The organism is Streptomyces sp. NPDC057565 (genome assembly GCF_042801455.1).
GTDB classification, from domain to species: Bacteria; Actinomycetota; Actinomycetes; order Streptomycetales; family Streptomycetaceae; genus Streptomyces; species Streptomyces yanii.
On the sequence record NZ_JBHVFU010000019.1, the window covers coordinates 74,933 to 97,181 of the forward strand.

17 protein-coding genes and 2 pseudogenes are annotated in these 22,249 nt (G+C 69.4%); 8 read left to right on the plus strand and 11 right to left on the minus strand.

Annotated elements, in window-relative coordinates; all coding sequences use genetic code 11:
• The 3 genes from ACFU8W_RS28365 to ACFU8W_RS28375 all read left to right on the plus strand — a co-directional run bounded on the left by ACFU8W_RS28365 (nucleotide 1) and on the right by ACFU8W_RS28375 (nucleotide 2,695).
• Nucleotides 1–867, plus strand: coding sequence for a carbohydrate ABC transporter permease (locus ACFU8W_RS28365; RefSeq protein WP_384042825.1), 867 nt, complete (start codon nucleotides 1–3; stop codon nucleotides 865–867).
• Between the two features lie 35 nt (nucleotides 868–902).
• Nucleotides 903–1,784, plus strand: a complete 882-nt coding sequence (locus tag ACFU8W_RS28370; RefSeq protein ID WP_384042828.1) for a nucleoside hydrolase — start codon at nucleotides 903–905, stop codon at nucleotides 1,782–1,784.
• A 377-nt stretch (nucleotides 1,785–2,161) separates the two neighbouring features.
• A complete protein-coding gene (locus tag ACFU8W_RS28375; RefSeq protein ID WP_345511698.1) occupies nucleotides 2,162–2,695 on the plus strand; it encodes an HAD domain-containing protein in 534 nt (177 codons plus the stop codon).
• A gap of 30 nt (nucleotides 2,696–2,725) precedes the next feature.
• Here ACFU8W_RS28375 and ACFU8W_RS28380 read toward each other — a convergent pair whose 3' ends face one another.
• From ACFU8W_RS28380 to ACFU8W_RS28400, 5 genes are all read right to left on the minus strand, one after another.
• Entirely contained in the window at nucleotides 2,726–4,507 is a 1,782-nt protein-coding gene (locus ACFU8W_RS28380; protein ID WP_384042831.1) for an ABC transporter ATP-binding protein, read from the minus strand.
• Nucleotides 4,504–6,378, minus strand: a complete 1,875-nt coding sequence (locus ACFU8W_RS28385; protein ID WP_384042834.1) for an ABC transporter transmembrane domain-containing protein — start codon at nucleotides 6,376–6,378, stop codon at nucleotides 4,504–4,506. Before ACFU8W_RS28385 ends, ACFU8W_RS28380 begins: the two co-directional genes overlap by 4 nt.
• Nucleotides 6,379–6,577: 199 nt before the next feature.
• A complete protein-coding gene (locus tag ACFU8W_RS28390) occupies nucleotides 6,578–8,038 on the minus strand; it encodes a Gfo/Idh/MocA family protein (RefSeq protein ID WP_384042837.1) in 1,461 nt (486 codons plus the stop codon).
• A gap of 232 nt (nucleotides 8,039–8,270) precedes the next feature.
• Entirely contained in the window at nucleotides 8,271–11,195 is a 2,925-nt protein-coding gene (locus ACFU8W_RS28395; RefSeq protein WP_384042840.1) for an FAD-binding and (Fe-S)-binding domain-containing protein, read from the minus strand.
• A gap of 164 nt (nucleotides 11,196–11,359) precedes the next feature.
• Complete coding sequence (locus ACFU8W_RS28400) at nucleotides 11,360–11,803, minus strand: MarR family transcriptional regulator (protein ID WP_327247728.1); 444 nt, start codon at nucleotides 11,801–11,803, stop codon at nucleotides 11,360–11,362.
• A gap of 117 nt (nucleotides 11,804–11,920) precedes the next feature.
• On the opposite strand from ACFU8W_RS28400, the gene ACFU8W_RS28405 reads away from it, so the two are divergent.
• The 3 genes from ACFU8W_RS28405 (at nucleotide 11,921) to mltG (ending at nucleotide 15,607) form a co-directional block, all read left to right on the plus strand.
• Complete coding sequence (locus ACFU8W_RS28405; protein ID WP_384042844.1) at nucleotides 11,921–13,726, plus strand: ABC transporter ATP-binding protein; 1,806 nt, start codon at nucleotides 11,921–11,923, stop codon at nucleotides 13,724–13,726.
• 66 nt (nucleotides 13,727–13,792) lie between these two features.
• A complete protein-coding gene (locus ACFU8W_RS28410; RefSeq protein WP_345511689.1) occupies nucleotides 13,793–14,401 on the plus strand; it encodes a hypothetical protein in 609 nt (202 codons plus the stop codon).
• A gap of 357 nt (nucleotides 14,402–14,758) precedes the next feature.
• A complete protein-coding gene (gene mltG / locus ACFU8W_RS28415; protein ID WP_384042851.1) occupies nucleotides 14,759–15,607 on the plus strand; it encodes an endolytic transglycosylase MltG in 849 nt (282 codons plus the stop codon).
• Between the two features lie 9 nt (nucleotides 15,608–15,616).
• On the opposite strand, the gene ACFU8W_RS28420 is transcribed toward mltG, so the two are convergent.
• The 5 genes and pseudogenes from ACFU8W_RS28420 to ACFU8W_RS28440 form a co-directional block, all read right to left on the minus strand.
• Nucleotides 15,617–16,744, minus strand: a complete 1,128-nt coding sequence (locus tag ACFU8W_RS28420) for an NAD(P)-binding domain-containing protein (RefSeq protein WP_384042854.1) — start codon at nucleotides 16,742–16,744, stop codon at nucleotides 15,617–15,619.
• A 38-nt stretch (nucleotides 16,745–16,782) separates the two neighbouring features.
• Entirely contained in the window at nucleotides 16,783–17,991 is a 1,209-nt protein-coding gene (locus tag ACFU8W_RS28425) for an LLM class flavin-dependent oxidoreductase (protein ID WP_384042988.1), read from the minus strand.
• Nucleotides 17,988–18,145 (minus strand): annotated as a pseudogene (locus ACFU8W_RS28430) (ABC transporter substrate-binding protein); the annotation flags it as partial. The gene ACFU8W_RS28425 and the pseudogene ACFU8W_RS28430, both read right to left, overlap by 4 nt.
• Nucleotide 18,146: 1 nt before the next feature.
• Nucleotides 18,147–18,581, minus strand: a pseudogene (locus tag ACFU8W_RS28435) (ATP-binding cassette domain-containing protein); the annotation flags it as partial.
• A 209-nt stretch (nucleotides 18,582–18,790) separates the two neighbouring features.
• Nucleotides 18,791–18,874 carry a putative leader peptide gene (locus tag ACFU8W_RS28440; RefSeq protein ID WP_345511934.1) on the minus strand — a complete coding sequence of 28 codons (84 nt, stop codon included), beginning with the start codon at nucleotides 18,872–18,874 and terminating at the stop codon, nucleotides 18,791–18,793.
• 93 nt (nucleotides 18,875–18,967) lie between these two features.
• On the opposite strand from ACFU8W_RS28440, the gene ACFU8W_RS28445 reads away from it, so the two are divergent.
• Nucleotides 18,968–19,390 carry a secondary thiamine-phosphate synthase enzyme YjbQ gene (locus ACFU8W_RS28445; RefSeq protein ID WP_384042857.1) on the plus strand — a complete coding sequence of 141 codons (423 nt, stop codon included), beginning with the start codon at nucleotides 18,968–18,970 and terminating at the stop codon, nucleotides 19,388–19,390.
• A 160-nt stretch (nucleotides 19,391–19,550) separates the two neighbouring features.
• On the opposite strand, the gene ACFU8W_RS28450 is transcribed toward ACFU8W_RS28445, so the two are convergent.
• Nucleotides 19,551–21,476 carry a DEAD/DEAH box helicase gene (locus tag ACFU8W_RS28450; protein ID WP_384042860.1) on the minus strand — a complete coding sequence of 642 codons (1,926 nt, stop codon included), beginning with the start codon at nucleotides 21,474–21,476 and terminating at the stop codon, nucleotides 19,551–19,553.
• Between ACFU8W_RS28450 and ACFU8W_RS28455 the strand changes: the two genes are divergently transcribed.
• A complete protein-coding gene (locus ACFU8W_RS28455; protein ID WP_384042863.1) occupies nucleotides 21,438–22,193 on the plus strand; it encodes a hypothetical protein in 756 nt (251 codons plus the stop codon). The genes ACFU8W_RS28450 and ACFU8W_RS28455 overlap by 39 nt on opposite strands.
• The last annotated feature ends 56 nt before the right edge of the window (nucleotides 22,194–22,249 follow it).

The following is a 22,249-nucleotide window of genomic DNA, read 5'->3' on the forward strand; positions in this document are numbered from 1 at the left end:
GTGAAGACCACGAACGCGCCGGCGTCCTCGGCACCGCGCCGCCTCTCCGCTCTGCGGCACATGCCGCTCGTCACCGCCGTCGTCATGGGCGTGCTGTTCGCGCTGCCCCTGCTGTGGGTGCTCGCCGGCTCGCTGCGCCCCGGTGACAAGGTGCTCGCCGGGCTCGACCGGGTGTCCTGGCACAGCCTGATCCCGACCGATGCCACGCTGCACAACTATGTGACCCTGTTCCAGGGCGACTTCGGCCGAGCGGTACTCAACTCCATCGGCGTCGCTGCCGCCACCGTCCTGCTCGGGCTGGTGCTCTCCGCGATGGCGGCCTTCGCCCTCTCGGTCTTCCGGTTCCGCGGGCGCGGGCTCGTCTTCGCCGTGATCCTGCTCAGCTTCATGATCCCGTTCGACGCGATCGCGATCCCGCTGTCCGACATCTTCCGGGACTGGGGACTGCAGAACACGTATGCCGGTCTGATCCTGCCCGGCATGGGCAACGGCCTGGCGATCTTCCTGCTGCGCCAGTTCTTCCTCGCCATCCCGCGCGAACTCGTCGAGGCCGCACGGATGGACGGGCTCAGCTGGTGGGGCGTCTTCACGAAGATCTACATACCCCTGTCGCGGCCCGCCCTGATCGGCGCCGGATTGACCCTGTTCACCTTCCAGTGGCAGTCCTACATGTGGCCGCTGCTCGTCGGCACCGAACCGGACAAGCAGCTCGGCCCGATCGCCCTCGGCACCCTGCAGGGACAGATGGTCGTCGACTACGGCCAGGTGTTCGCCGCCGCCGTCGTCCTGACCGTCATCCCGCTCCTCGTACTGCTGCGCCTGCAGCGGTACTTCACGCAGTCCATCGCGGGCAGCGGCCTGAAGTGACCATCGATCCACCCGCCAACGACCCCAGGAGCAAAGTGAACCAGCCCACGGCAGACGTCCTCCTCGACACCGACATCGGCAGCGACGTCGACGACGCCCTCGCCCTCGGTGTGCTGCTCGGCTCGCCCGAGGCACACATCGCCGGCATCACCACCGTCTACGGCGACACCCTGCTCAGGGCCCGCCTCGCCCACCGGCTCGGCGCCCTCGCCGGACGCGACCTCACCGTCGTGCCCGGAGCCACCGAGACCCTCTCCGGCAAGGACGTCTGGTGGGCCGGACACGAAGGACGGGCCTTCCCCGACCTGGCGACCGAACCGGTACGCGACGACATCGCCGCCGACCGCTTCCTGGTCGACACCGTGCTTGCCGAGCCCGGCGCGAGCGATGTCATCGCCATCGCCCCGCTCACCAACATCGCCCGCGCGATCCGCCTCGACGACCGCTTCGCCCCGGGGGTACGCACCCTGTACCTGATGGGCGGAGACTTCGGCCCGCGCGCCAAGGCCGAGCACAACATCGTCAGCGACATCACCGCCGCCCGCATTGTCTTCGGCTCGGCCGTGCGCATCGTGGTCACCGGGCTGGACATCACCACCCGGCTGCGCATCGAGCGGGACGGCGTCGAGACGATCCGGGCGGCCGGCCCGTACGGGGAGGCGCTCGCCCGCGAGATCGACGGCTGGACCGGCTTCACCGGCGAATCGTGGAGTGTGCCGCACGACCCGATCACGGCGCTGTCCCTGCTCCGCCCCGACCTCTACACCACCGAACGCGGCACGGTCGAGGTCACCGATGAAGGGCTGACCCTGTTCACGTCCGACCCGGAGGGCAATGTGGACCTCGTCGTCGACGCCGATGTGCAGGCGATCGCCGAGCAGATCGTCGCCCGGATCGTGCGGGCCCAGGGCCTCTGAGAGGGGGCGCCATGTCCACCCGACCGGCCTCCACCGATGCCGTCGTGGGTGGCTGGGCCGACGCGGACCTCATGGCCGCGTCACACGCCGCCCCGGCACCGGGGAGACCGTGCTCGGCGGCGACCTGACGGTCCATCCGGGCGGCGAGGGTGCCAACCGGGCCGTCACCGCCGCCCGGCGCGGAGCGGCGACCTGGTCACCGCGGTGAGGTACCCGGTCGGGGCCGGCGCTGCCGCCGTGCGGGGCGTGGGTGCGCAGAGCGCGTACCCCACGGAAGGGGACCTGGCGGGACTGTGGCACGACGGTGCCCGTGGTGGAAGGCGATCCACCACGGGCGCCCTCGTCGCGTCCGCCCGGAGAGCGGGTACCGTGCAGCCGTGACCGGTTCCGCGCAGCGCCCGCTTCTCTTCCTCGACGTCGACGGGCCGCTCATTCCGTTCGGAGCGACGCCGCAACAGCGCCCGGACGGGTATCCGACGTACCGCACGGGGGCCGCACCCGGGCCGGCCGAGTCGAATCCTCTTCTGAGCAGGATCGACCCCGCGCTCGGGCCCCGGCTGACGGCTCTGGGCTGCGATCTCGTCTGGGCCACGACCTGGTTGGACGAGGCCAACGAGTGCATCGCACCATGGCTCGGCCTGCCGGAGCTGCCCGTGGTGGCCTGGCCGGATCCGGCGTACGAGGACGAACTCGACCGGAGGGACGGGCTGCACTGGAAGACGCGCCCCCTCGTCGACCACGCGGCAGGGCGCCCCTTCGTCTGGGTCGACGACGAGATCACCGGCACCGACCGGGCCTGGGTGGCCGCACATCACCCGGGGCCGGCCCTCCTCCATCGCGTCGACGCCGCCCAGGGGCTCACCGACGCGGACTTCGCCGCTCTCGACGTGTGGCTGCGCGCGAACCGGTGACGGTCCGCGCGCCACCTCCGCCTGCTCCGCTCAGCCGTGCCAGGACCGCCACAGCGCCGCATACGCGCCGTCCGCCGCAACCAGCTCGTCATGGCTGCCCAGTTCGCTGATCCTGCCGCTCTCGACCACCGCGATCACATCCGCGTCATGCGCGGTGTGCAGCCGGTGCGCGATCGCCACGACCGTACGGCCGTCGAGCACTCGCGCCAGCGAGCGCTCCAGATGGCGGGCCGCCCGCGGGTCCAGCAGCGAGGTCGCCTCGTCCAGCACCAGAGTGTGCGGATCGGCCAGCACCAGCCGGGCCAGGGCGATCTGCTGCGCCTGCGCCGGGGTCAGGGCCAGACCGCCCGAACCGACCTCGGTGTCCAGACCCTCGCCCAGCGCCTTCGCCCAGCCGTCCGCGTCGACCGCGGCGAGCGACGCCCACAGCTCCGCGTCCTGCGCGCCTTCACGGGCCAGCAGCAGGTTGTCGCGGAGCGAACCGACGAACACATGGTGCTCCTGGTTGACCAGCGCCACATGCGTACGCACCTGCTCCGCCGTCATCTGCGACAACTGCGCACCACCCAGGGTTACTTCACCGCTGCGCGGGGCGTAGATCCCGGCCAGCAGCCGGCCGAGCGTGGATTTGCCCGCACCGGACGGGCCGACCAGCGCGAGGCGCGTGCCCGGGGCGACGTCGAGGGACACCTTGTGCAGCACGTCGACCCCGGCGCGGTAGCCGAAGTGCACACCGTCCGCCCGGACGTCCCGGCCGTCCGGGGCGACCTCCGCGTCGCCCGCGTCCGGTTCGATGTCCCGCACGCCGACCAGCCGGGCCAGCGACACCTGTGCGACCTGCAACTCGTCGTACCAGCGCAGGATCAGACCGATCGGGTCGACCATCATCTGCGCCAGCAGCGCACCCGTCGTCAGTTGTCCGACAGTGAGCCATCCCTCGATGACGAACCAGCCGCCGAGCATCAGCACCGCGCCGAGGATCGTCACGTACGTGACATTGATGACGGGGAAGAGCACCGAACGCAGGAACAGCGTGTACCGCTCCCAAGCCGTCCACTCCTTGATCCGCCGGTCCGACAGTGCCACCCGGCGCGCGCCGAGACGGTGCGCCTCCACCGTCCGTCCGGCGTCCACGGTCTCCGCCAGCATCGCGGCGACCGCCGCGTACCCGGCGGCCTCCGAGCGGTACGCGGACGGCGCCCGACGGAAGTACCAGCGACAGCCGAGGATCAGCACCGGCAGGGCGATCAGTACGGAGAGTGCCAGCGGGGGAGCGGTCACGGTGAGCGCACCGAGCAGCAGCCCCGCCCACACCACACCGATCGCCAACTGCGGCACGGCCTCCCGCATCGCGTTGGCCAGCCGGTCGATGTCGGTGGTGATCCTGGAGAGCAGATCACCGGTCCCGGCCCGCTCCAGCACGCCCGGCGGCAGCCCGACCGACCGCACGAGGAAGTCCTCGCGCAGATCGGCCAGTATCTCCTCGCCGAGCATCGCGCTGCGCAGCCGCATCATCCGGGTGAACACGGTCTGTACGAGCAGTGCGAGCCCGAACACCGCGGCGGTGCGCTCCAGATGGAGGTCGGCGACCCCGTTCGACAGGTCCTCGACCAGTCCGCCCAGCAGATACGGCCCGACGATCGAGGCGATCACCGCGACGGCGTTGACCGAGATGAGTACGGCGAACGGCTTGCGGTGGCGCCGCATCAGGTCCCGTACATAGCTGCGTACGGTGGTGGGGGTGCCGACCGGCAGCGTTGTCGCCGACTCCGGGGCGGCCGGGTCGTACGTCGGTTGTGCGACGCCGATCATGCCCTCTCCTCGATTCCTTCGATCTCTTCGATCGCCTTGATCCCGCTGATCCCGTCGATCTCGTCCGATGCGGTCAGTGCCGCGATCTCGTCGTCGGTCTCCCGGGTGACGACAGCCCGGTATTGCGGTTCGGTGTGCAGCAGTTCGCGGTGCGTACCGACCGCTGTCACGGTGCCCCGGTGCACCAGCACCACCCGGTCCGCGAGGTCCAGCAGCAGCGGCGACGAGGCGAACGCGACGGTCGTACGACCCTGGCGCAGCGCCTTGATACCGGCAGCGACCCGGGCCTCGGTGTGCGAGTCGACGGCGGACGTCGGCTCGTCGAGAACGAGTGCCTCCGGATCGGTGACCAGGGAGCGGGCCAGGGCGAGCCGCTGCCGCTGGCCGCCGGAGAGCGACCGGCCGCGCTCGGTGATCCTGGTCGTCATCGGATCGCCGTCCCTGGTCACCGAGGCCTGTGCCAGCGCGTCGAGCACGTCACCGCACTGGGCGGCGGCAAGCGCCTCCTCAGCGCTCACCTGGCCGGACGACGGTATGTCCAGGAGCTCCCGGAGCGTCCCGGAGAGCAGCACCGGGTCCTTGTCCTGGACCAGCACCGCGGTCCTGGCGGACGCCAGCGGCAGCTCGTCCAGCGGGACGCCGCCGAGCAGGACGGACGGGTTCTTCTCCGGCGACGGCGAGCCCTCGGGAGCGTCGTCCGTCGTGTCCTGCTCCGCGGCCGGCTCGGCGTGCCCACCGAGCCGTTCGGCCAGTCGGCCGGCCTCGTCCGGGTCGCCGCAGACCACCGCGGTGAACCTGCCCGCGGGGGCCATCAGCCCCGTGACCGGGTCGTACAGATCACCGGAAGGCACCACATCGACGGTCGACGGCTCGACGGTGCGGTGCAACGACAGCACCCGCACGGCCCGCTTGGCGGACGGCCGCGAGAAGGAGTACGCCATCGCGATCTCCTCGAAGTGCCGCAACGGGAACAGCATCAGCGTCGCCGCGCTGTACACCGTGACCAGTTGGCCGACCTCGATCCGGCCCTCGCGGGCCAGCGTCGCTCCGTACACGACCAGCGAGATGAGCAGCACGCCCGGCAGCAGCACCTGGATCGCCGAGATCAGTGACCACATCTGCGCGCTGCGGACGGCCGCCCTGCGGACCTCCTGCGAGGCACGCCGGTAGCGGCCGAGGAACAGCTCCTCGCCGCCGATCCCGCGCAGCACCCGCAGCCCGGCCACGGTGTCCGACGCCAGTTCGGTGGCCTTTCCGGCCTTCTCGCGCTGAAGATCCGCGCGCCGGGTGGCGCGAGGGAGCAGCGGCAGCACGGCCAGTGCCAGCAGCGGCATGGCGAGTGCCACCAGCGCTCCCAGCGACGGCAGGTAGACGACGAGTCCGACACAGATCAGCACGAGAGCGGCGGCGGCAGCGGCGAAGCGGGAGAGCGCCTCGACGAACCAGCCGATCTTCTCGACGTCGCCGGTGGACACCGCGACGACCTCGCCCGCGGCGACCCGGCGGGTCAGTGCGGACCCGAGTTCCGCGGTCTTGCGGGCCAGTAGCTGCTGGACGCGGGCCGCGGCCGTGATCCAGTTGGTGACGGCGGTCCGATGGAGCATGGTGTCGCCGACCGCGATCAGCACACCGAGGACGGCGATCAGCCCGCCGGCCAGGGCGAGCCGGCTGCCGGAACGGTCGACGACGGCCTGCACGGCGAAGCCGACGGCGAGCGGCAGCCCGGCGACGGAGCACTGGTGCAGCAGGCCCCAGGACAGGGACTTGAGCTGTCCGCGGATCTGGTTGCGGCCGAGCCAGAGCAGGAAGCGTGGGCCTGACCGGACATCGGGATCGCCAGGATCCGAGTAGGGAAGATCGCGAATGTGCATGACGTCCCATGGTTCTGAAGATCGGTTCTTGTTCGGTGACTGACTCAAACCGTGCAAGGTTCACCCGGGGGCCCCGGTCGAAGCAAAGGGTTTTCTCCACGGAATGCGTATTTCGCGCCAAGGTCACCGAGCGGGCCGTGGGAGGTCGCACTGCGGGGCCCGGCCGCACAGGCCGGGCCCCGCAGCGTCGCGCCGGTCGTCAGGCCTTCGCGGGCTTCGCCGAGTCCATGCCGGGGCGGGCGTTCTTCCACTCACCGCGGGTGAAGTCCGGGATCTGCTGCGGCGCGCCCTTCGCCTTGATGGAGAGGTGGCTGAGCGGTACCGGGGATGTCCAGGTCGCCGCGTCGTACACATCGAAGTCGGGAACGAGCCCCAGACGCATGCACTGCATCAGCCGGAACACCAGCATGTAGTCCATTCCGCCGTGCCCGCCGGGCGGGTTGGCGTGTTCCTTCCACAGCCAGTGGTCCCATTCGGCGTACGCGCCGAAGTCGCCCCAGGCGTCGTTGGTGTGGTCGGGCTCGATATAGATGCGGGCCGGATAGTCCTCGAAGAGCCCCTTCGTGCCGCCGAGACTGTTGATCCGCGAGTACGGATGCGGTGTGGACACGTCGTGCTCCAGCCGGATCACCCGTCCCTTGGCGGTCTGGACGAGACTGATCGTGCGGTCGCTCTCGATATAGGTCTCCTTCCAGCTCGGGTCACCTGCCGGCATGTGCTTCTTCCGGTACTCGGCGAGCCCCAGGGACGGCGAACCGACGCTGGTGATGCTCACCGCACGGTCCCCGCGGTTGAGATCCATGTAGTTGGCGACCGGACCGAACCCGTGGTTGGGGTAGAGGTCGCCGCGCAGCCGGGTGTGCCACAGCCGGCGCCATGGACCCTCGTAGTAGTCCGGATCGAACATCAGGCCGCGCAGATCGTGGTTGTACGCGCCCGCGCCGTGCAGCAGGTCGCCGAAGAGACCGGCGTGCGCCATGCGGAGCACCCGCATCTCGTTCCGCCCGTAGCAGCAGTTCTCCAACTGCATGCAGTGCCGTCTGGTGCGCTCGGAGAGATTGACCAGCTCCCAGAGCTGATCGAGCTGGAGAGCGATCGGACACTCCACCCCGACATGCTTGCCGTGGAGCATGGCGGTCTTGGCCATCTCGAAGTGCAAGTCCCAGGGAGTCGCCACATAGACGAAGTCGATGTCCCCACGCTTGCAGAGATTCTCGTAGTCGTCCTCGCCGTTGGTGTAGACGGCGGGAGCCGGCTGACCGGCGGCGGTCACCTTCGCGGCGGCCCGCTGGGCTTTCTCCTTGACCGGGTCGCACACGGCGACGACCTGCACTCCGGGGACGGCGAGATAGAGATCGATCATGCTGCCGCCGCGGTTGCCGAGGCCGACCAGGCCGACCCGGATGGTGGAACGCCCTTCGAACGGCACTCCCACCATGGTGGCGCCCTGGCGCTGCGGCGAGGCCGTCTGCGCCTGTGCACCGGCGGCGGAATCGGAGCCGAGGGGGGTGGCGGCGGATGCGGTGCCGCTGCCGAGACCGCCCAGTCCGAGCCCGGCACCGGCCACGCCGGCGGCGGTCGTCCACAGGACCGAACGACGGCTCATCGAGTCGTCGTCACCGTCCTCCGTACCGTGGTTCTGCTGTGCTGCGTCGTTCATCGATCCTCCAGGAGGGGGGTCTGACGTGCGCGGCTGTTGCACTGAACCTCGGTCACGACCTTCATAGTTGAGACTGCTGATACGCAAGGGGAGGGGTTGGACTCTCGAAACCGAATCCATGGACTTTCGTGCGAGGCCCACGGGTGTGCAGGAGAACGCCGACCGCCGGGCGGCCCGGCGGATGCGGCCGGTCCCGGAGGTCGGTTGCGTACGCGGTCGTGCGAGAGACGGGTCAGGGGCGCGTCGCCCGCTCCAGTTCCATCAGGACGGAGTGGTACGCGCGCCCCGTGGCCCGGTCCATGCCGATCTCGCACATCCGGTTCGCGGACAGATAGGCGTCGTACTCACGGGAGTTGACCTCGGCCGCCTCCTTCGCCGTGGCCGACGCGGTCAGTTCCTTGTGCAGCATTCCGCGGTCGCCCGCGAACGCGCAGCACCCGGCGTCGTCCGGTACGACGACCTCCTCCGCACACGCCTCGGCGACTGTACGCAACTGCTCCACGTCGCCGAGATGCTGCATGGAGCACGTCGGGTGAAGCACCGCCGAGCCGGTCTTCCGCAGGATCGTCAGTTTCGGCAGCAGCTCGTCGGCCGCCCAGACGAGGGAGTCGACGACCGTCAGCTCCCGGTGCAACTCCCGGTTGTCCTCGGTGAGATAGGGCACGACCTCATGGGCGATGCCCAGCGTGCACGACGAGGCGTCGACGACCAGGGGCAGCTTTCCACCGGCTGTCCAGCCCCAGGCGGCCTCCACGATGCGGTTGGCCATCACGACGTTGCCCTCGTCGTAGCCCTTGGAGTGCCAGATCGTCGAGCAGCAGGTCCCCGCGACGTCCTCCGGGATCCACACCGGCTTTCCGGTACGGGCCGAGACGGCGACGACGGCCTGCGGCAGCGACGGGCCACGGTGGCCTTCCGGACCGCCGAAGATCCGGTTCACGCACGCCGGATAGTAGACGGCGCTCGCCCCGACCCGCGAGGTGCGGGGCAGCTTGCGGGGCGCCGCGCCGGGGATCTCGGGGAGCCACTCGGGCACCAGATCGGGGCGTACGGCCTTGCGGGCGAGCCCCGTGACGGTTTCCAGCAGCCGGTCGCCGATGGTGTCGGCCGCCGCGACCGCGAGCCGCGCCGAGGCCTCCACCGCCTTGAAGTTCCTCGCGGTGAGTGCCGCGATCCGTTCCTCGCGCGGTGAGTGCCGCTGGTGGCGGAAGTCCTTCATCATGGCGCCGGTGTCGATGCCGACCGGGCAGGCGAGTTTGCAGGTGGAGTCACCGGCGCAGGTGTCGACGGCCTCGTACCCGTACGCGTCGAGGAGCCCGGTCTCCACCGGCGAACCGCCGGGCTGGCGCATCATCTCCCGTCGCAGCACGATCCGTTGACGCGGGCTGGTGGTGAGGCCGTGACTGGGACAGGTCGGTTCGCAGAACCCGCACTCGATGCACGGGTCGGCGATCAGCTCGACCTCGGGAATGGTCTTCAGCCCGCGCAGATGGGCCTTCGGGTCGCGGTCGAGGACGATCCGCGGCGCGAGCACCCCGTCGGGGTCGATGACCTGCTTCGTACGCCACATCAGCTCGGTCGCCTTCGGGCCCCACTCCAGCTCCAGGAAGGGCGCGATATTGCGACCGGTGGCGTGCTCCGCCTTGAGCGAGCCGTCGAAGCGCTCCACCGTCAGCCGGCAGAAGTCGTCCATGAACGCGGCGTACCGGTCGACATCGGACGGCTTCGCCGCGTCGAACGCGAGCAGGAAGTGCAGATTGCCGTGCGCGGCATGGCCCGCGACGGCGGCGTCGAAACCGTGCTCCGCCTGGAGCCGGAGGAGGGCTTCGCAGGCGTCGGCGAGCAGCGACGGCGGGACCGCGAAGTCCTCCGTGATCAGAGTCGTACCGGACGGGCGGGAGCCGCCGACCGCGGTGACGAACGCCTTCCGGGCCTTCCAGTAACCCGAGATGACCCTGGCCTCGCGGGTGAACTCATTGGTCACCGAGGCGACCGGCGCGACAAGGTCCAGTCCCTCGACGACCGCGGCCGCCGCCCGCTCGTACGCCTCCTGTCCCGGCTCGTCCGGAGCCCGGAACTCCACCAGCAGCGCCGCGGTCTCCTTCGGCAGCTCGGCCCAGTCCGCGGGCACGCCCTGGACGCTCACCGACGCCCGCAGCGTGTTGCCGTCCATCAGCTCGACGGCGATCGCCCCCGCCTCGTTGAAACGGGGCACGGCAGCGGCGGCGGCGGTCAGCGAGGGGAAGAAGAGCAGGGCGCTGGAGACCTTCCGGTCCAGCGGCAGCGTGTCGAAGACGACCTCGGAGATGAAACCGAAGGTGCCCTCCGAGCCGACCATCAGTCCGCGCAGGATCTGCACGGGGGTCGAGCCGTCCAGGAACGCGTCGAGCCGGTAGCCGTTGGTGTTCTTGATCTCGTACTTGGCGCGGATCCGGGCGGTCAGTTCCGCGTCCGCCTCGATCTCCGCCTTCAGGGCGAGCAGCCCCTCGCACAGCTGTGGTTCGGCGTGGGCGAGCAGTTCGTCCGCCGCCGGATCGGCCGTGTCGACGACCGTGCCGCTCGGCAGCACGAAGGTGAGCGAGGCGACGGTGCGGTACGAATTGCGGGTGGTGCCCGCGGTCATTCCGGAGGCGTTGTTGGCGACGACCCCGCCGATCGTGCACGCGATGGCGCTGGCCGGGTCGGGGCCCAGCAGCCTTCCGAACCGGGCGAGGGTGGCATTGGCGCGCATGACCGTGGTCCCGGGGCGGATCCGGGCCCGCGTACCGTCGTCCAGCACCTCGATGCCCGCCCAGTGGTGGCGGACGTCGACAAGAATGTCCTCGCCCTGCGCCTGGCCGTTCAGGCTGGTGCCCGCGGCCCGGAAGACGACTTCGCGGCCCTTGCCGTGCGCGTACGACAGGATCGCCGAGATGTCGTCGATGTTCTCCGGGACGACGACGACCTGCGGGACGAACCGGTAGGGGCTGGCGTCGGAGGCGTATTTCACCAGGTCGGAGACGGTCCACAACACCTTCTCCGGCCCGAGCAGCGCGGTCAGTTCACCGCGCAGCGGCTCGGGTGTGCCCGTGGCCCGCACGTCGGGGACCCGGTCGGGGGACGGGGTGCGTGCCGCACCCGGGCGAAGGGCTTCCGGCTTCGGCTCCAACAGCGGCATGGCGATGGTCCCCTCGGTGGGTCGGTGCGGTCCTCCCACCTTTCTACCAGCGAGGATTCCCACCGCTCACGATCGGTGCAAGGCCTCGAGGCCGGCTTGCGTACAGGCCCGGCACGGGGTTGCGCCGACTCACCCCGGCACCCGGTACATCCGAAGGGGGAGCCTCAGCAGCGACGCTCCGGCATTCCCGCGACCAGAGCGGACAGCAGCCCGCCCAGCACCTCGCGCTGATCGGCGGTCAATGGAGCCAGGATCTCCTCGGCGGCCGCCCTGCGCGCGTCGCGCAGCGAGCGCAGCGTGGCACGGCCCTCGTCGGTGATCTCGATCCGGACCACCCGGCGGCTGTCCGGATCCGGGGCGCGGCGCACCCGGCCGCTCGCCTCCAACGCGTCGACCAGGCTGGTCACGGCACGCGGCACGACATCCAGGCGCTGTGCGAGATCCGCCATCCGGGGCGGCCCGTCGTAGTGGGCGACCGTGCGCAGCAGCCGGAACTGGGCCGGCGTGATGCCGATCGGCTCCAGCTGGCGGCTCTGGATGCGCTGGAGCCGACGGGTGAGCCGCAGCAGTTGCTCGGCCAGCAGGCCGTCGGAGTCGGGGGAGTCCATGGGGGAACAATATCAGGACGACGTTCATTGTGAGTATAGGTAACAATGAGCTATGCTCGCAAAGGTCGGACTGCCGCATGCGGCAGTCTCCCTCCGTCACGTCTGCCGAAGGAGCCCATGAAACCCGACGAACCCACGTGGACACCCCCGCCCGGGGACGGTGCGCGGCCGCCCGCCGAGCTGCGCCGCATCCTCCGCCTCTTCCATCCGTACCGCGGTCGGCTCGCGCTGGTCGGACTGCTCGTCGGCGCCTCGTCGCTGGTGTCGGTCGCCTCGCCGTTCCTGCTCCGCGAGATCCTCGACACGGCCATTCCCCAGGGGCGGACGGGACTGCTCTCGCTGCTCGCCCTCGGCATGATTCTCACCGCCGTGATGAACAGCGTCTTCGGCGTCCTGCAGACCCTGATATCCACCACCGTCGGCCAGCGGGTCATGCATGACCTGCGCACATCGGTCTACGCCCAGCTGCAGCGGATGCCGCTCGCCTTCTTCACGAAGACCCGTACCGGCGAGGTGCAGTCCCGTATCGCCAATGACATCGGCGGCATGCAGGCCACCGTCACCTCCACCGCCACCTCGCTGGTTTCCAACCTCACGGCGGTCATCGCCACCGTCGTCGCCATGCTGGCGCTCGACTGGCGGCTCACTCTCGTCTCGCTCCTCCTGCTGCCGGTCTTCGTCTGGATCAGCCGCCGGGTCGGCCGCGAGCGCAAGAAGATCACCACCCAGCGCCAGAAGCAGATGGCTGCCATGGCGGCCACGGTCACCGAGTCCCTCTCCGTGAGCGGCATCCTGCTCGGCCGGACGATGGGCCGCGCGGACTCCCTCACCCGGGGCTTCGCCGACGAGTCCGAGCGCCTGGTCGACCTCGAAGTGCGCTCCAGCATGGCCGGGCGGTGGCGGATGTCGACGATCGGCATCGTCATGGCCGCCATGCCCGCCGTCATCTACTGGGCCGCGGGACTCGCCCTGCAGTCCGGGGGACCCGCTGTCTCCATCGGCACGCTCGTCGCCTTCGTCTCGCTCCAGCAGGGTCTCTTCCGGCCTGCCGTGAGCCTGCTCTCCACCGGGGTGCAGATGCAGACGTCCCTCGCACTCTTCCAGCGGATCTTCGAGTACCTCGACCTCAAGGTGGACATCACCGAGTCCGAGGAGCCCGTCCGGCTGGAGAAGGTCCGCGGCGAGATCCGCTTCGAGGACGTGGACTTCAGTTACGACGAGAAGAGCGGTCCGACCCTCAGCGGCGTCGATGTCACCGTGCCGGCCGGAGGCAGCCTCGCCGTTGTCGGACCGACCGGTTCCGGCAAGTCCACGCTCAGCTACCTGGTGCCACGGCTGTACGACGTCACCGGGGGCCGGGTCACGCTCGACGGCGTCGACGTACGCGAACTGGACTTCGACACGCTCGCCCGGGCCGTCGGTGTGGTCTCCCAGGAGACGTACCTCTTCCATGCCTCCGTCGCCGAGAACCTGCGCTTCGCCAAGCCGGACGCGACGGACGCCGAGATCGAGGCGGCCGCCCGCGCGGCACAGATCCACGACCACATCGCCTCGCTGCCCGACGGCTACGACACGCTGGTCGGCGAGCGCGGCTACCGCTTCTCCGGCGGCGAGAAACAGCGACTGGCCATCGCCCGCACCATCCTGCGCGACCCGCCCGTCCTGATCCTCGACGAGGCGACCAGCGCCCTCGACACCCGTACCGAATTCGCCGTACAGGAGGCGATCGACGCACTGTCTGCCGGGCGCACCACGATCACCATCGCTCATCGCCTCTCCACCGTTCGCGACGCGGACCAGATCGTCGTCCTCGACGGTGGCCGGACCGCCGAGCGCGGCAGCCACGAGGAGCTGCTCCAGCAGGACGGCCGCTATGCCGCGCTTGTCCGCCGGGACACCCAACTCGACCCCGTGACAAGCTGATCGGGGCGCGGAGAAGTGAGCACCGGGGGTGTGGGGCCGGTTCTCCGTACGGCATGATCGCCGCCTATGAGAGCTCTGCTCGGGGTGGAACTCCCCGGATTCCGGCCCATGGACCACGACACATGGGGGAACGACGACGGCGATGTGCTGTCGGTGCATTTCTTCGGACTGCCGCCGGACCTGCCGGCGGGTCTCGACGACGGCCCCATGCTGCGGGAGTCGCTCACCCACTACACCGCGCAGGCGGGCGGCGGCCTGATCGAGGCGTCGGTGAAGCGTCTGGGCGAGCTGCCCGCACTGCGTCAGATACTCAAGCTGCCTCTGCCGGGGCAGCAGCACGGACAGGCGTTCATCGGAAGCTTCACCGTGCCGCGTGCCGGGTGCAGCACGGTGGTGAAGGTCCAGGCGGCCGAGCATGGCATGACAGGGATGCGGGAAGCGGTGGTGCTGGCGAAGGTGGGCCATGAACACTACTTCCGGCCCCACCCCTACGCTCCTGACGTCCAGGGCGGGCTGCCGTTCCACGCGGCGGACCACGAGCGGTGGGACGCCGAGTTCCCCGACCATCCCCTGACCCGGGTCCGCCGTACCCTCGCCGTGCTCGCGGAGGCGGTCACCGTGGTACCCGAGTTCGCCGCCCTCCCCGAGTTCACCGGGCCGGGGAGCCGAGGCTGAGACCGCACACGCGACGGCGCCGCCGCCCCCGTGGGACGGGGAGCGACGGCGCCGGGGCGGAGCAGAGGTCAGGCGAGCCAACCCGCGAAGTGGACGAGGCCGGCAAGCAGGTTGGTCAGGACGTTCATCAGGTATTTCTCCTCGTACATGGTGCATCTCTGGGACAGCGCAGTCGCGGTCTGCAGCCCGTTGCTTGCGCCCTGTAATCGTCAGCTGTCGCAGGTGAGTTGAGCAACGATCGGCCAAACGATCACGCGTTCCAGCGAACATCCGATCCCCTGTTCGCGTGTTCTGTCCTCGCGGTGTGGAGCCGTGTCGTCCGTCCGAGCCGCCTACGGCCCGGGATAGCGTGCCCGCATGGCGAACGAGTCCTCGACCACCCGTCCCCACCGCAGACTTCGCCCCACCCGTCGCGGCCGCCTTGTGCTGTTCCTCGGCATCGTCCTCGTCCTCGGTGTCGCCGCAGCCGTCCTCGTGCCGCTGCTGACCAGGGAAGCGAAAGTCGGCCCGGAGCGCACTCTCGTCATCCCGGAAGGATGGCGGGCCTCCCAGGTGTACGCGGCAGTCGACAAGGCGCTCGATGTGGCACCCGGCACGGCAGAGAAGGCCGTCGGAGCGGCGGAGCTCGCACTGCCGCCCGAGGCGAAGGGCAACCCCGAGGGCTACCTCTTCCCGGCGACGTACCCGCTCGCCTCCGGCGCCACCCCGGCAGGCCTGCTGACCTACATGGTCGACACGGCAGGGCGGCGATTCGGTGGGGACCACATCGCCGCAGGGGCCCGTCGCAACAACGTCTCCGTCCACCGGACCGTGACGATCGCCAGCATGGTGCAGGCCGAGGCGGACACCACGGACGACATGGCCAAGGTCGCCCGCGTCATCTACAACCGGCTGGCCAGGGACATGCCGCTCCAGATGGACTCGACGCTCAACTACGCACTGAACCGCAGCACCTTGGACACCACCATCGGCGACACCAGGATCGACAGCCCGTACAACAGCTACGAGCGCAAAGGGCTGCCGCCCACCCCCATCGGCAACCCGGGGGAGCAGGCGATGGAAGCGGCGATCACGCCGACGCCGGGCCCCTGGCTGTACTTCGTGACGGTCGCACCCGGGGACACCCGGTTCACCGACAGCTATGCCGAGCAGCAGAAGAACGTCGAGGAGTTCAACCGCAACCGGCAGGCCGCGAGCGGCAGTTGAAGGGCGAAGTCACACCAGAGCGGCAGTGTGCTCGCCCCCGCGGTCGACGGCGTCGTCCTCATCGGCCTTCAGCAGCTGCCTGATGGCACGCACCGCCGCCCGCCCCGCCCGATTGGCGCCGATGGTGCTCGCCGACGGCCCGTACCCGACCAGATGGATCCGCGGATCCCGTACGGCCTGCGTGCCTTCGACCTGGATGCCGCCGCCGGGCTCGCGCAGCCGCAACGGCGCAAGATGGTCGATGGCGGCGCGGAACCCGGTCGCCCAGAGGATCACATCGGCGTCCACCGTCCGCCCGTCGTCCCAGGCCACCCCGGTCGGAGTGATCCGGTCGAACATCGGCAGCCTGTCGAGTACCCCCTCCTCCCGGGCCCGCCGCACGGCGTCGGTGACCGGCAGCCCGGTCACGCTCACCACGCTCTGCGGCGGCAGCCCCCGCCGTACGCGCTCCTCCACCATGGCGACGGCGGCCCGCCCCTGGTCCTCGCCGAACGGCCCCTCCCGGAAGACCGGAGGCCGACGCGTCACCCAGAAGGTGTCCGCCGCGACCTCGGCGAGTTCGATCAGATGCTGCGTGCCGGAGGCGCCGCCACCGACCACGACCACTCGCTGTCCGGCGAACTCCTGGGGACCCGGATAGTTCGCGGTGTGCAGCTGACGCCCCCGGAAGGTCTCCTGGCCCGGGTAGCGCGGCCAGAACGGCCGGTCCCAGGTGCCGGTGGCGTTGATCAGGGCGCGCGTGGCATACGCACCCTCGGAGGTCTCGACGAGCAACCTCCCGCCGTCGCCATCGCGCACCGCACTCACGTCCACGGGCCGGTGGACCCTCAGGTCGAAGGTGTGCTCGTACGTGTCGAAGTACGCGCCGATCACTTCGGACGACGGGCGGCTGTCGTCGGCGCCGGACAGTTCCATGCCGGGCAGCGCATGCATGCCGTGGACCTTGCCGTACGTCAGTGAGGGCCACCGGAACTGCCAGGCGCCGCCCGGACGGGGCGCGTGGTCGAGCACGACGAAGTCGCGGTCGGGCTCCAGACCTGCGCGGCGCAGATGATAGGCGCCGGACAGACCAGCCTGTCCGGCGCCGATGACGACCACGTCCACTTCGCGTGCTGCCACGACCCCAAAGTTGTTCACGCTTCTACCAACGACTTCGGGCTCAGGGATCTTCCCGGTCAGCGGCCCCCGGCGATCAGCAGCGGCGCCCCGCCCGGAGCGGACGCCGGGCGGCCGTTCGCGGCAGGAACCCCCAGCAGCGGCGATGCCGGAACGGTCGACAGCAGACCGCGCGCCGCCAGCTCCGGTGTCACACCCTCGCCGAACCAGTACGCCTCCTCCAGATGCGGGTAGCCGGAGAGCACGAAGTGGTCCACGCCCAGCCCGTGATACTCCTCGATCCGGTCCGCGACATCCGCATGGCTGCCGACCAGCGCCGTGCCCGCGCCGCCCCGCACCAGACCGACGCCCGCCCACAGGTTGGGCGCGATCTCCAGCCGGTCGCGCGAGCCGCCGTGCAGGGCCAGCATCCGCTGCTGCCCCACCGACTCGCTCCGCCCCAGTGCCTGCTGCGCCGCGGCGATCGTCTCGGGATCGAGATCGCCCAGCAGCCGGTCCGCGGTCGCCCACGCATCCTTCGCCGAGTCGCGCGAGATGGTGTGCAGCCGTATCCCGAACCGGACCGTACGGCCCTGTTCCTCCGCGAGCCCGCGGATCCAGTCGATCTTCTCCTTCACGGCGGCCGGCGGCTCGCCCCAGGTCAGATAGACATCGGCGTGCGCGGCGGCCACGGGCCCGGCTGCCGCCGATGATCCGCCGAAGAAGATCTCCGGCAGCGGTTCCGGCGGCAGCGCCGTCAGGCCGCCCTCCACCTGGTAGTGCTCACCGTCGAAGTCGTACGGCTGCCCGCTCCACGCGCCCCGCACCACCGAAAGGAACTCAGCGGTCCGTGCATAGCGCCGGTCGTGATCCAGATGGTCGCCGAACCGCCGCTGCTCGGTGGAGTCGCCGCCCGTCACCACATTGAGCAGCAGCCGCCCCCGGGTGATCCGCTGATATGTCGCGGCCATCTGTGCGGCCAGTACCGGCGAGATCACCCCCGGCCGGAACGCCACCAGGAACTTCAGCCGCTCGGTGTGCTGCGCCAGCGCCACCGTCGTCAGCCAGGCGTCCTCGCACCACGTACCCGTCGGCGTCAGCACCGCCTCGAAGCCGAGCTGTTCGGCTGCCTTGGCGATCTGCGCCAGATACTCGATGTCCGGCGCCCGCACCCCGCTCACCGGCGTGTCGCGGTCCCGCTCGATCCCGCCGTCGGTGTACGCGTGCCGGTCGACGAGCGTGCGGCCGTCACCGCCCGTGGGCAGGAACCAGTGCAGATGAACAGTCATGACGAGGCCTTTCCGTACGAGCGGGGGCTGCCGAGGACGCGGGCAGATCGCGGTTGAACCTGGTGTCGACGAAGTCCTTGAAGGCGAAGCGGCGCGGAATGTGCTTCGGATCGGCGAACGTGTCGGCGATCTCCAGCTCCGACGCGATGGCCGCCGGACAGCGCGTCGAGCGCACCGAACGGCTCGTCGAGCAGCAGCCGATCGGGTTCGCGCACCGGGGGCCGAGCCGGCGAAGCCCGCTCCGCCTCACCACCGGAGAGCTTCTCGGGCCACGCCCCGGCCCGCTCACCGAGCCCGACCTCTTCCAACGCCCGTTCGGCCACCGCCCGTTCGGGCTTGCCCGGCAACCCGAGCAGTACATTGCGCCAGACCCGTTTCCACGGCATCAGTAGAGGCGCCTGGAAGGCAACAGCCCGCCGTCTGGGCACCAGTACTGTGCCTGTGAGTTGCTCGTCCACGCCCCGGATACCGGCGCGTGAGCCGAGGGCGGACGTCGGCACGACGGGCTCGAGTTCGGCTTCCCGGTATGAATCGGCTGTATTGATTTCCTCTGATCCAGCCGGCGGGGTGAGGGCATGGTCAAGGGGCATGAAAGCTCCACGAGCAGTCCACGGACGGGGAGAAGACACGGCTCGACAGCCCTGCACCCGGACGGCGGACCCGTTACGGCACGGGAGCTACGACAGGGGAAGGGCGCGGCGGCGTCCGACGAGGCGCCTTACGGCAACAGAGCGGTGTACAAGTCAGGTGCGGGACAGAGGAACCCTCGGTCACCTGCGGAATACGTGCTGAAGGAACGTCAGCAGCCGTGACAACACACGGCAGAAGCCACCCGCAGCAGGTCGATGTGACCGCGCGAAGTGAGCAGAGCTGAACGGGACATGTCGCCGAACGTAGCGACGTAACCCGGAACCGGTCAACGCTGTCTCGGCACGTGGATGCGCCATCTCGTGTCGCGAGGGAGAAGATGGGGGGCATGCCTGATGCCTTCATCACCAGCGTTCTGCACATCACGACCGGTGCCGCCGAGACGGTCACCGATCTGACGGACGACTGCGTACGGTTCCTCACCCGCGCCGCCGTCGGCCGGGACGGCCTGCTCAACATTTTCGTGCCCCATGCCACCGCCGGAATCGCCATCCTGGAAACCGGGGCGGGCAGCGACGACGACCTCCTTGCCACCCTTCACACACTGCTACCCGCGGACAACCGCTACCAGCACCGCCACGGCAGCCCCGGCCACGGTCGCGACCACGTCCTGCCGGCCTTCATCGCACCGCACGCCACATTGCCGGTGATCGGCGGACGGCTGGAACTGGGTACATGGCAGTCGGTGTGCCTGGTCGACACGAACATCTCCAACACCGACCGTCAGGTTCGTCTGAGCTTCCTCGGCTGACCAAGATCGTTCCCGAGGGTCGTGCCGCCAATTCTCTGGAGCACGACAGGGCTCATGGCGGCCTTCCGAGTAGGAGTTGAGGAGTGTGGCTCTGGCGGCGGTCAGAGGGATGAGGGCGCCTGGAGCGGCCGACTGTAGTCGGCTCCGTGTCTCGCGTCCGTCAGCTGCCCGTGAGTAGGCGCTCGCGCTCGGCCGCCACGATCTCCCGTGCCAGCTCAGCGTCCGTGATATCGAACGCTTCCGGGGCGCTGTCGGCGGTTTCGGAGACGCGGGCAAACTCCGCGAAGAGCTGGTTCTTGCGCGCCAGGATCTCAATGATGCGCTGGTCGACGCCTTCCTCGGAGAGCAGGCGGTGTACTTGTACCGACTCCAGCTGCCCCATCCTGTGGGAGCGGCCGATGGCTTGCCATTCGGTCGTCGGCTTGAGCTGGGGCTCGCAGATCACGACGACCGATGCCGACTGAATGTTCAGACCGACGCCGCCTGCCACGATCTGCGCGATGAGGACTGCCCCGTGACGGGCTTGGGAGAACTCGTCAACCATGCTCTGTCGCTGCGCGGCGGGAACGGAGCCGGTAAGGGGCCCGAACACCTTTCCCGGAAGGACCGACGCCACTTCGTCGAGGACGTCACGGAAGTACGAGAAGACCAGCACCTTACGCTCGTTGTCCTCTGCCTCCTGGACGATGTCGATGAGGCGCTGCATCTTCTCGGACTTGGCGCCGGCGCGTAGCGCGGCCTGGCGCATGGCCATGAAGTTGCCTTCGATGACAGCCGCTCGGTAGTGCTGCTCGTCGGCGTTGGACATCGGCATCCACTCGTCGACGTCGAACCGCTCCGGGAGCTCGGTGAGGACGTCTTCCTGATTGCGCCGAAGGTAGGCCGGTGCCACTTGCTTCCGGAACTGGCGAGGAGCGATTTCCGAGGCACTGATCGACAGGTCTGGCCGGAGATAGCCGACGAGATTGCGGAATTCCTCGATCCGGTTCTCTAGCGGGGTGCCGGTCAGGAGGATCGCCCGTTCCGAGCGCTCGATCAGGGCCGTGGAGCGCCGGGTTCGCTGGGCGCCCGGATTCTTGATGTAGTGCGCTTCGTCGAACACCAGGCATGCAGGCCGGGCGCGTTCGGGGATCCGGCCTTCCAGCCAACCGAGGATGTCGTAGGTGGTGACCGCGACTCCACCGTTGCGGATCCAGGACTTCAGGGCATCGTCGCGACCGGGCCCGTGCAGGCGATACGCGCGCAGATCGGACTTGGTCTGGACTTCGCGCACCCAGTTGGTCACGACAGCGGCTGGGCACACGACCAGGAAGTGGGAGGAGCCCTTGGCGCGCAAGTGGGCGAATACGGCGAGTGATTCGACCGTCTTTCCCAGCCCCATCTCGTCGCCGATAATGACCTTCCGTTGCACGATCGCGAAGCGGGCACCGAATGCCTGGTACCCACGCAGGGACGCTTTCAGATGGGTGGTGTCGAGCTTGAGTTCCCTGACCGCCTCGACGATTTCGGTCGGTAGGTCGCCTTGGCTCTTCTCGGCGTCGTCGGCCAGGAATCCGAGCTCCGCGAGCATCGCGTAGTAGTCGGCCGGGCGGGCGATGAAATCCTCCCAGGGATCACCCCCTGCGGCGGTGTCCCCGCCCTTGAGTAGCGCCCCGCGGTGCTCGACGGCCGCCAGCGCGGTACGCAACTCGGCGACGGTCCGGGCCTCGGGGACGACAACCACGTGGGAGGTCTTGGAATCAAGGCTTTGGAGGAGCGGCCGAACCGCGTCGGCGGCAGCGAGGTCCGCTGTCGCGCTGCGGATCGAGCGTGCCGCGTCCCAAGCACGCATCGTCTTGAGGAGCTGCGTGGTGGCGCGGGATCGGTTCTTGATGTCGATCCGGACCGGCATCTCGTCCAGCGTGGTCTGCCAGATGGTCCGCGCGGCGCCGACCATCCGGTTGCCCGTCGTCTCACCGACTCCGGGGAGGGATCGGATCCGTGATTTCTGGTCGAGGACCTGCTGCACGTTCCTGATTCCGGCATCGATGAGCGCCGTGATGCGCAGTTGGCCGCTGGTTGCGTCTTTGAGCCGCTCGACGGGCATCTCGGCGACCAGCTTGCGAGTCTCGTCCTGTCGGACGGCATTGCCGGCGGCATTGACTGCCGTTCTGAACTGGTCCTCGCGCTGCAGGGCCTGATCGATCGCGCTGACCGCGGTCTTGGCGACGTCCAGTTCATGCCGCCCGACGAGCTCGGCCCGGTCGCCGAGGCGCTGGGCGAAGCCGACCGTGTCATCGAGGATGGTCGAGGGCCCGATTGCGGGGAGCGTCTTCCCGTCCCATGCTGCCAGGCTTTCCAACTCGCTGACGAGTGGGGTGCTCGCAGCCCACTCGTGGAGGGATATCAGGTATGCCGCAGCTTGCCCTGCTTCGCCCTTGCGGCTCTTGCCCGAAAATATCCGGCGGGCACCGAACAGTGGCCGGACGGCCGTCAGCGCCCGGCCGGCGTCGTTTGTCAACTGGTGGATGCCGTGCTGGGCATTCGCCGTGCACGCCGGAAGAGCGTGACGGCGTGCCAGGGAGATCATCAGATCGACATCGGACGGCGAGACCAGCAGTACGCGCCATGCGGTGGTGGCGCCGGTCCCGAGAGAAGTCACTCGGCCGAAGAACTGCCTGGCCGCATCTTCCGCCGCTGCCTCGACGGGCTCACGTTCCTTGACGATTCTCGCCGCGAGTTTGCGCCACCCGCTGACTTCCTCCACCACACCACGAAGGTGCTGACGTTCTTCTCGCTCCATTGCCCCCGCCGACTCGCATGACCTCTGCGAAGATTAGCGACCCCGGTTGACGAAGTCGACGGGACCGCAAAATCGCC

Bases quoted from the DNA above. Each gene is read 5' to 3' on its own strand.
- ACFU8W_RS28445 (WP_384042857.1), top strand. From the start codon at position 18,968: ATGCCTGATGCCTTCATCACCAGCGTTCTGCACATCACGACCGGTGCC.
- ACFU8W_RS28380 (WP_384042831.1), bottom strand. From the start codon at position 4,507: ATGATCGGCGTCGCACAACCGACGTACGACCCGGCCGCCCCGGAGTCG.
- ACFU8W_RS28405 (WP_384042844.1), top strand. From the start codon at position 11,921: ATGAAACCCGACGAACCCACGTGGACACCCCCGCCCGGGGACGGTGCG.
- ACFU8W_RS28390 (WP_384042837.1), bottom strand. From the start codon at position 8,038: ATGAACGACGCAGCACAGCAGAACCACGGTACGGAGGACGGTGACGAC.
- ACFU8W_RS28395 (WP_384042840.1), bottom strand. From the start codon at position 11,195: ATGCCGCTGTTGGAGCCGAAGCCGGAAGCCCTTCGCCCGGGTGCGGCA.
- ACFU8W_RS28425 (WP_384042988.1), bottom strand. From the start codon at position 17,991: ATGACTGTTCATCTGCACTGGTTCCTGCCCACGGGCGGTGACGGCCGC.
- mltG (WP_384042851.1), top strand. From the start codon at position 14,759: ATGGCGAACGAGTCCTCGACCACCCGTCCCCACCGCAGACTTCGCCCC.
- ACFU8W_RS28400 (WP_327247728.1), bottom strand. From the start codon at position 11,803: ATGGACTCCCCCGACTCCGACGGCCTGCTGGCCGAGCAACTGCTGCGG.
- ACFU8W_RS28450 (WP_384042860.1), bottom strand. From the start codon at position 21,476: ATGCCCGTCGAGCGGCTCAAAGACGCAACCAGCGGCCAACTGCGCATC.
- ACFU8W_RS28410 (WP_345511689.1), top strand. From the start codon at position 13,793: ATGAGAGCTCTGCTCGGGGTGGAACTCCCCGGATTCCGGCCCATGGAC.
- ACFU8W_RS28385 (WP_384042834.1), bottom strand. From the start codon at position 6,378: ATGCACATTCGCGATCTTCCCTACTCGGATCCTGGCGATCCCGATGTC.
- ACFU8W_RS28440 (WP_345511934.1), bottom strand. From the start codon at position 18,874: ATGTCCCGTTCAGCTCTGCTCACTTCGCGCGGTCACATCGACCTGCTG.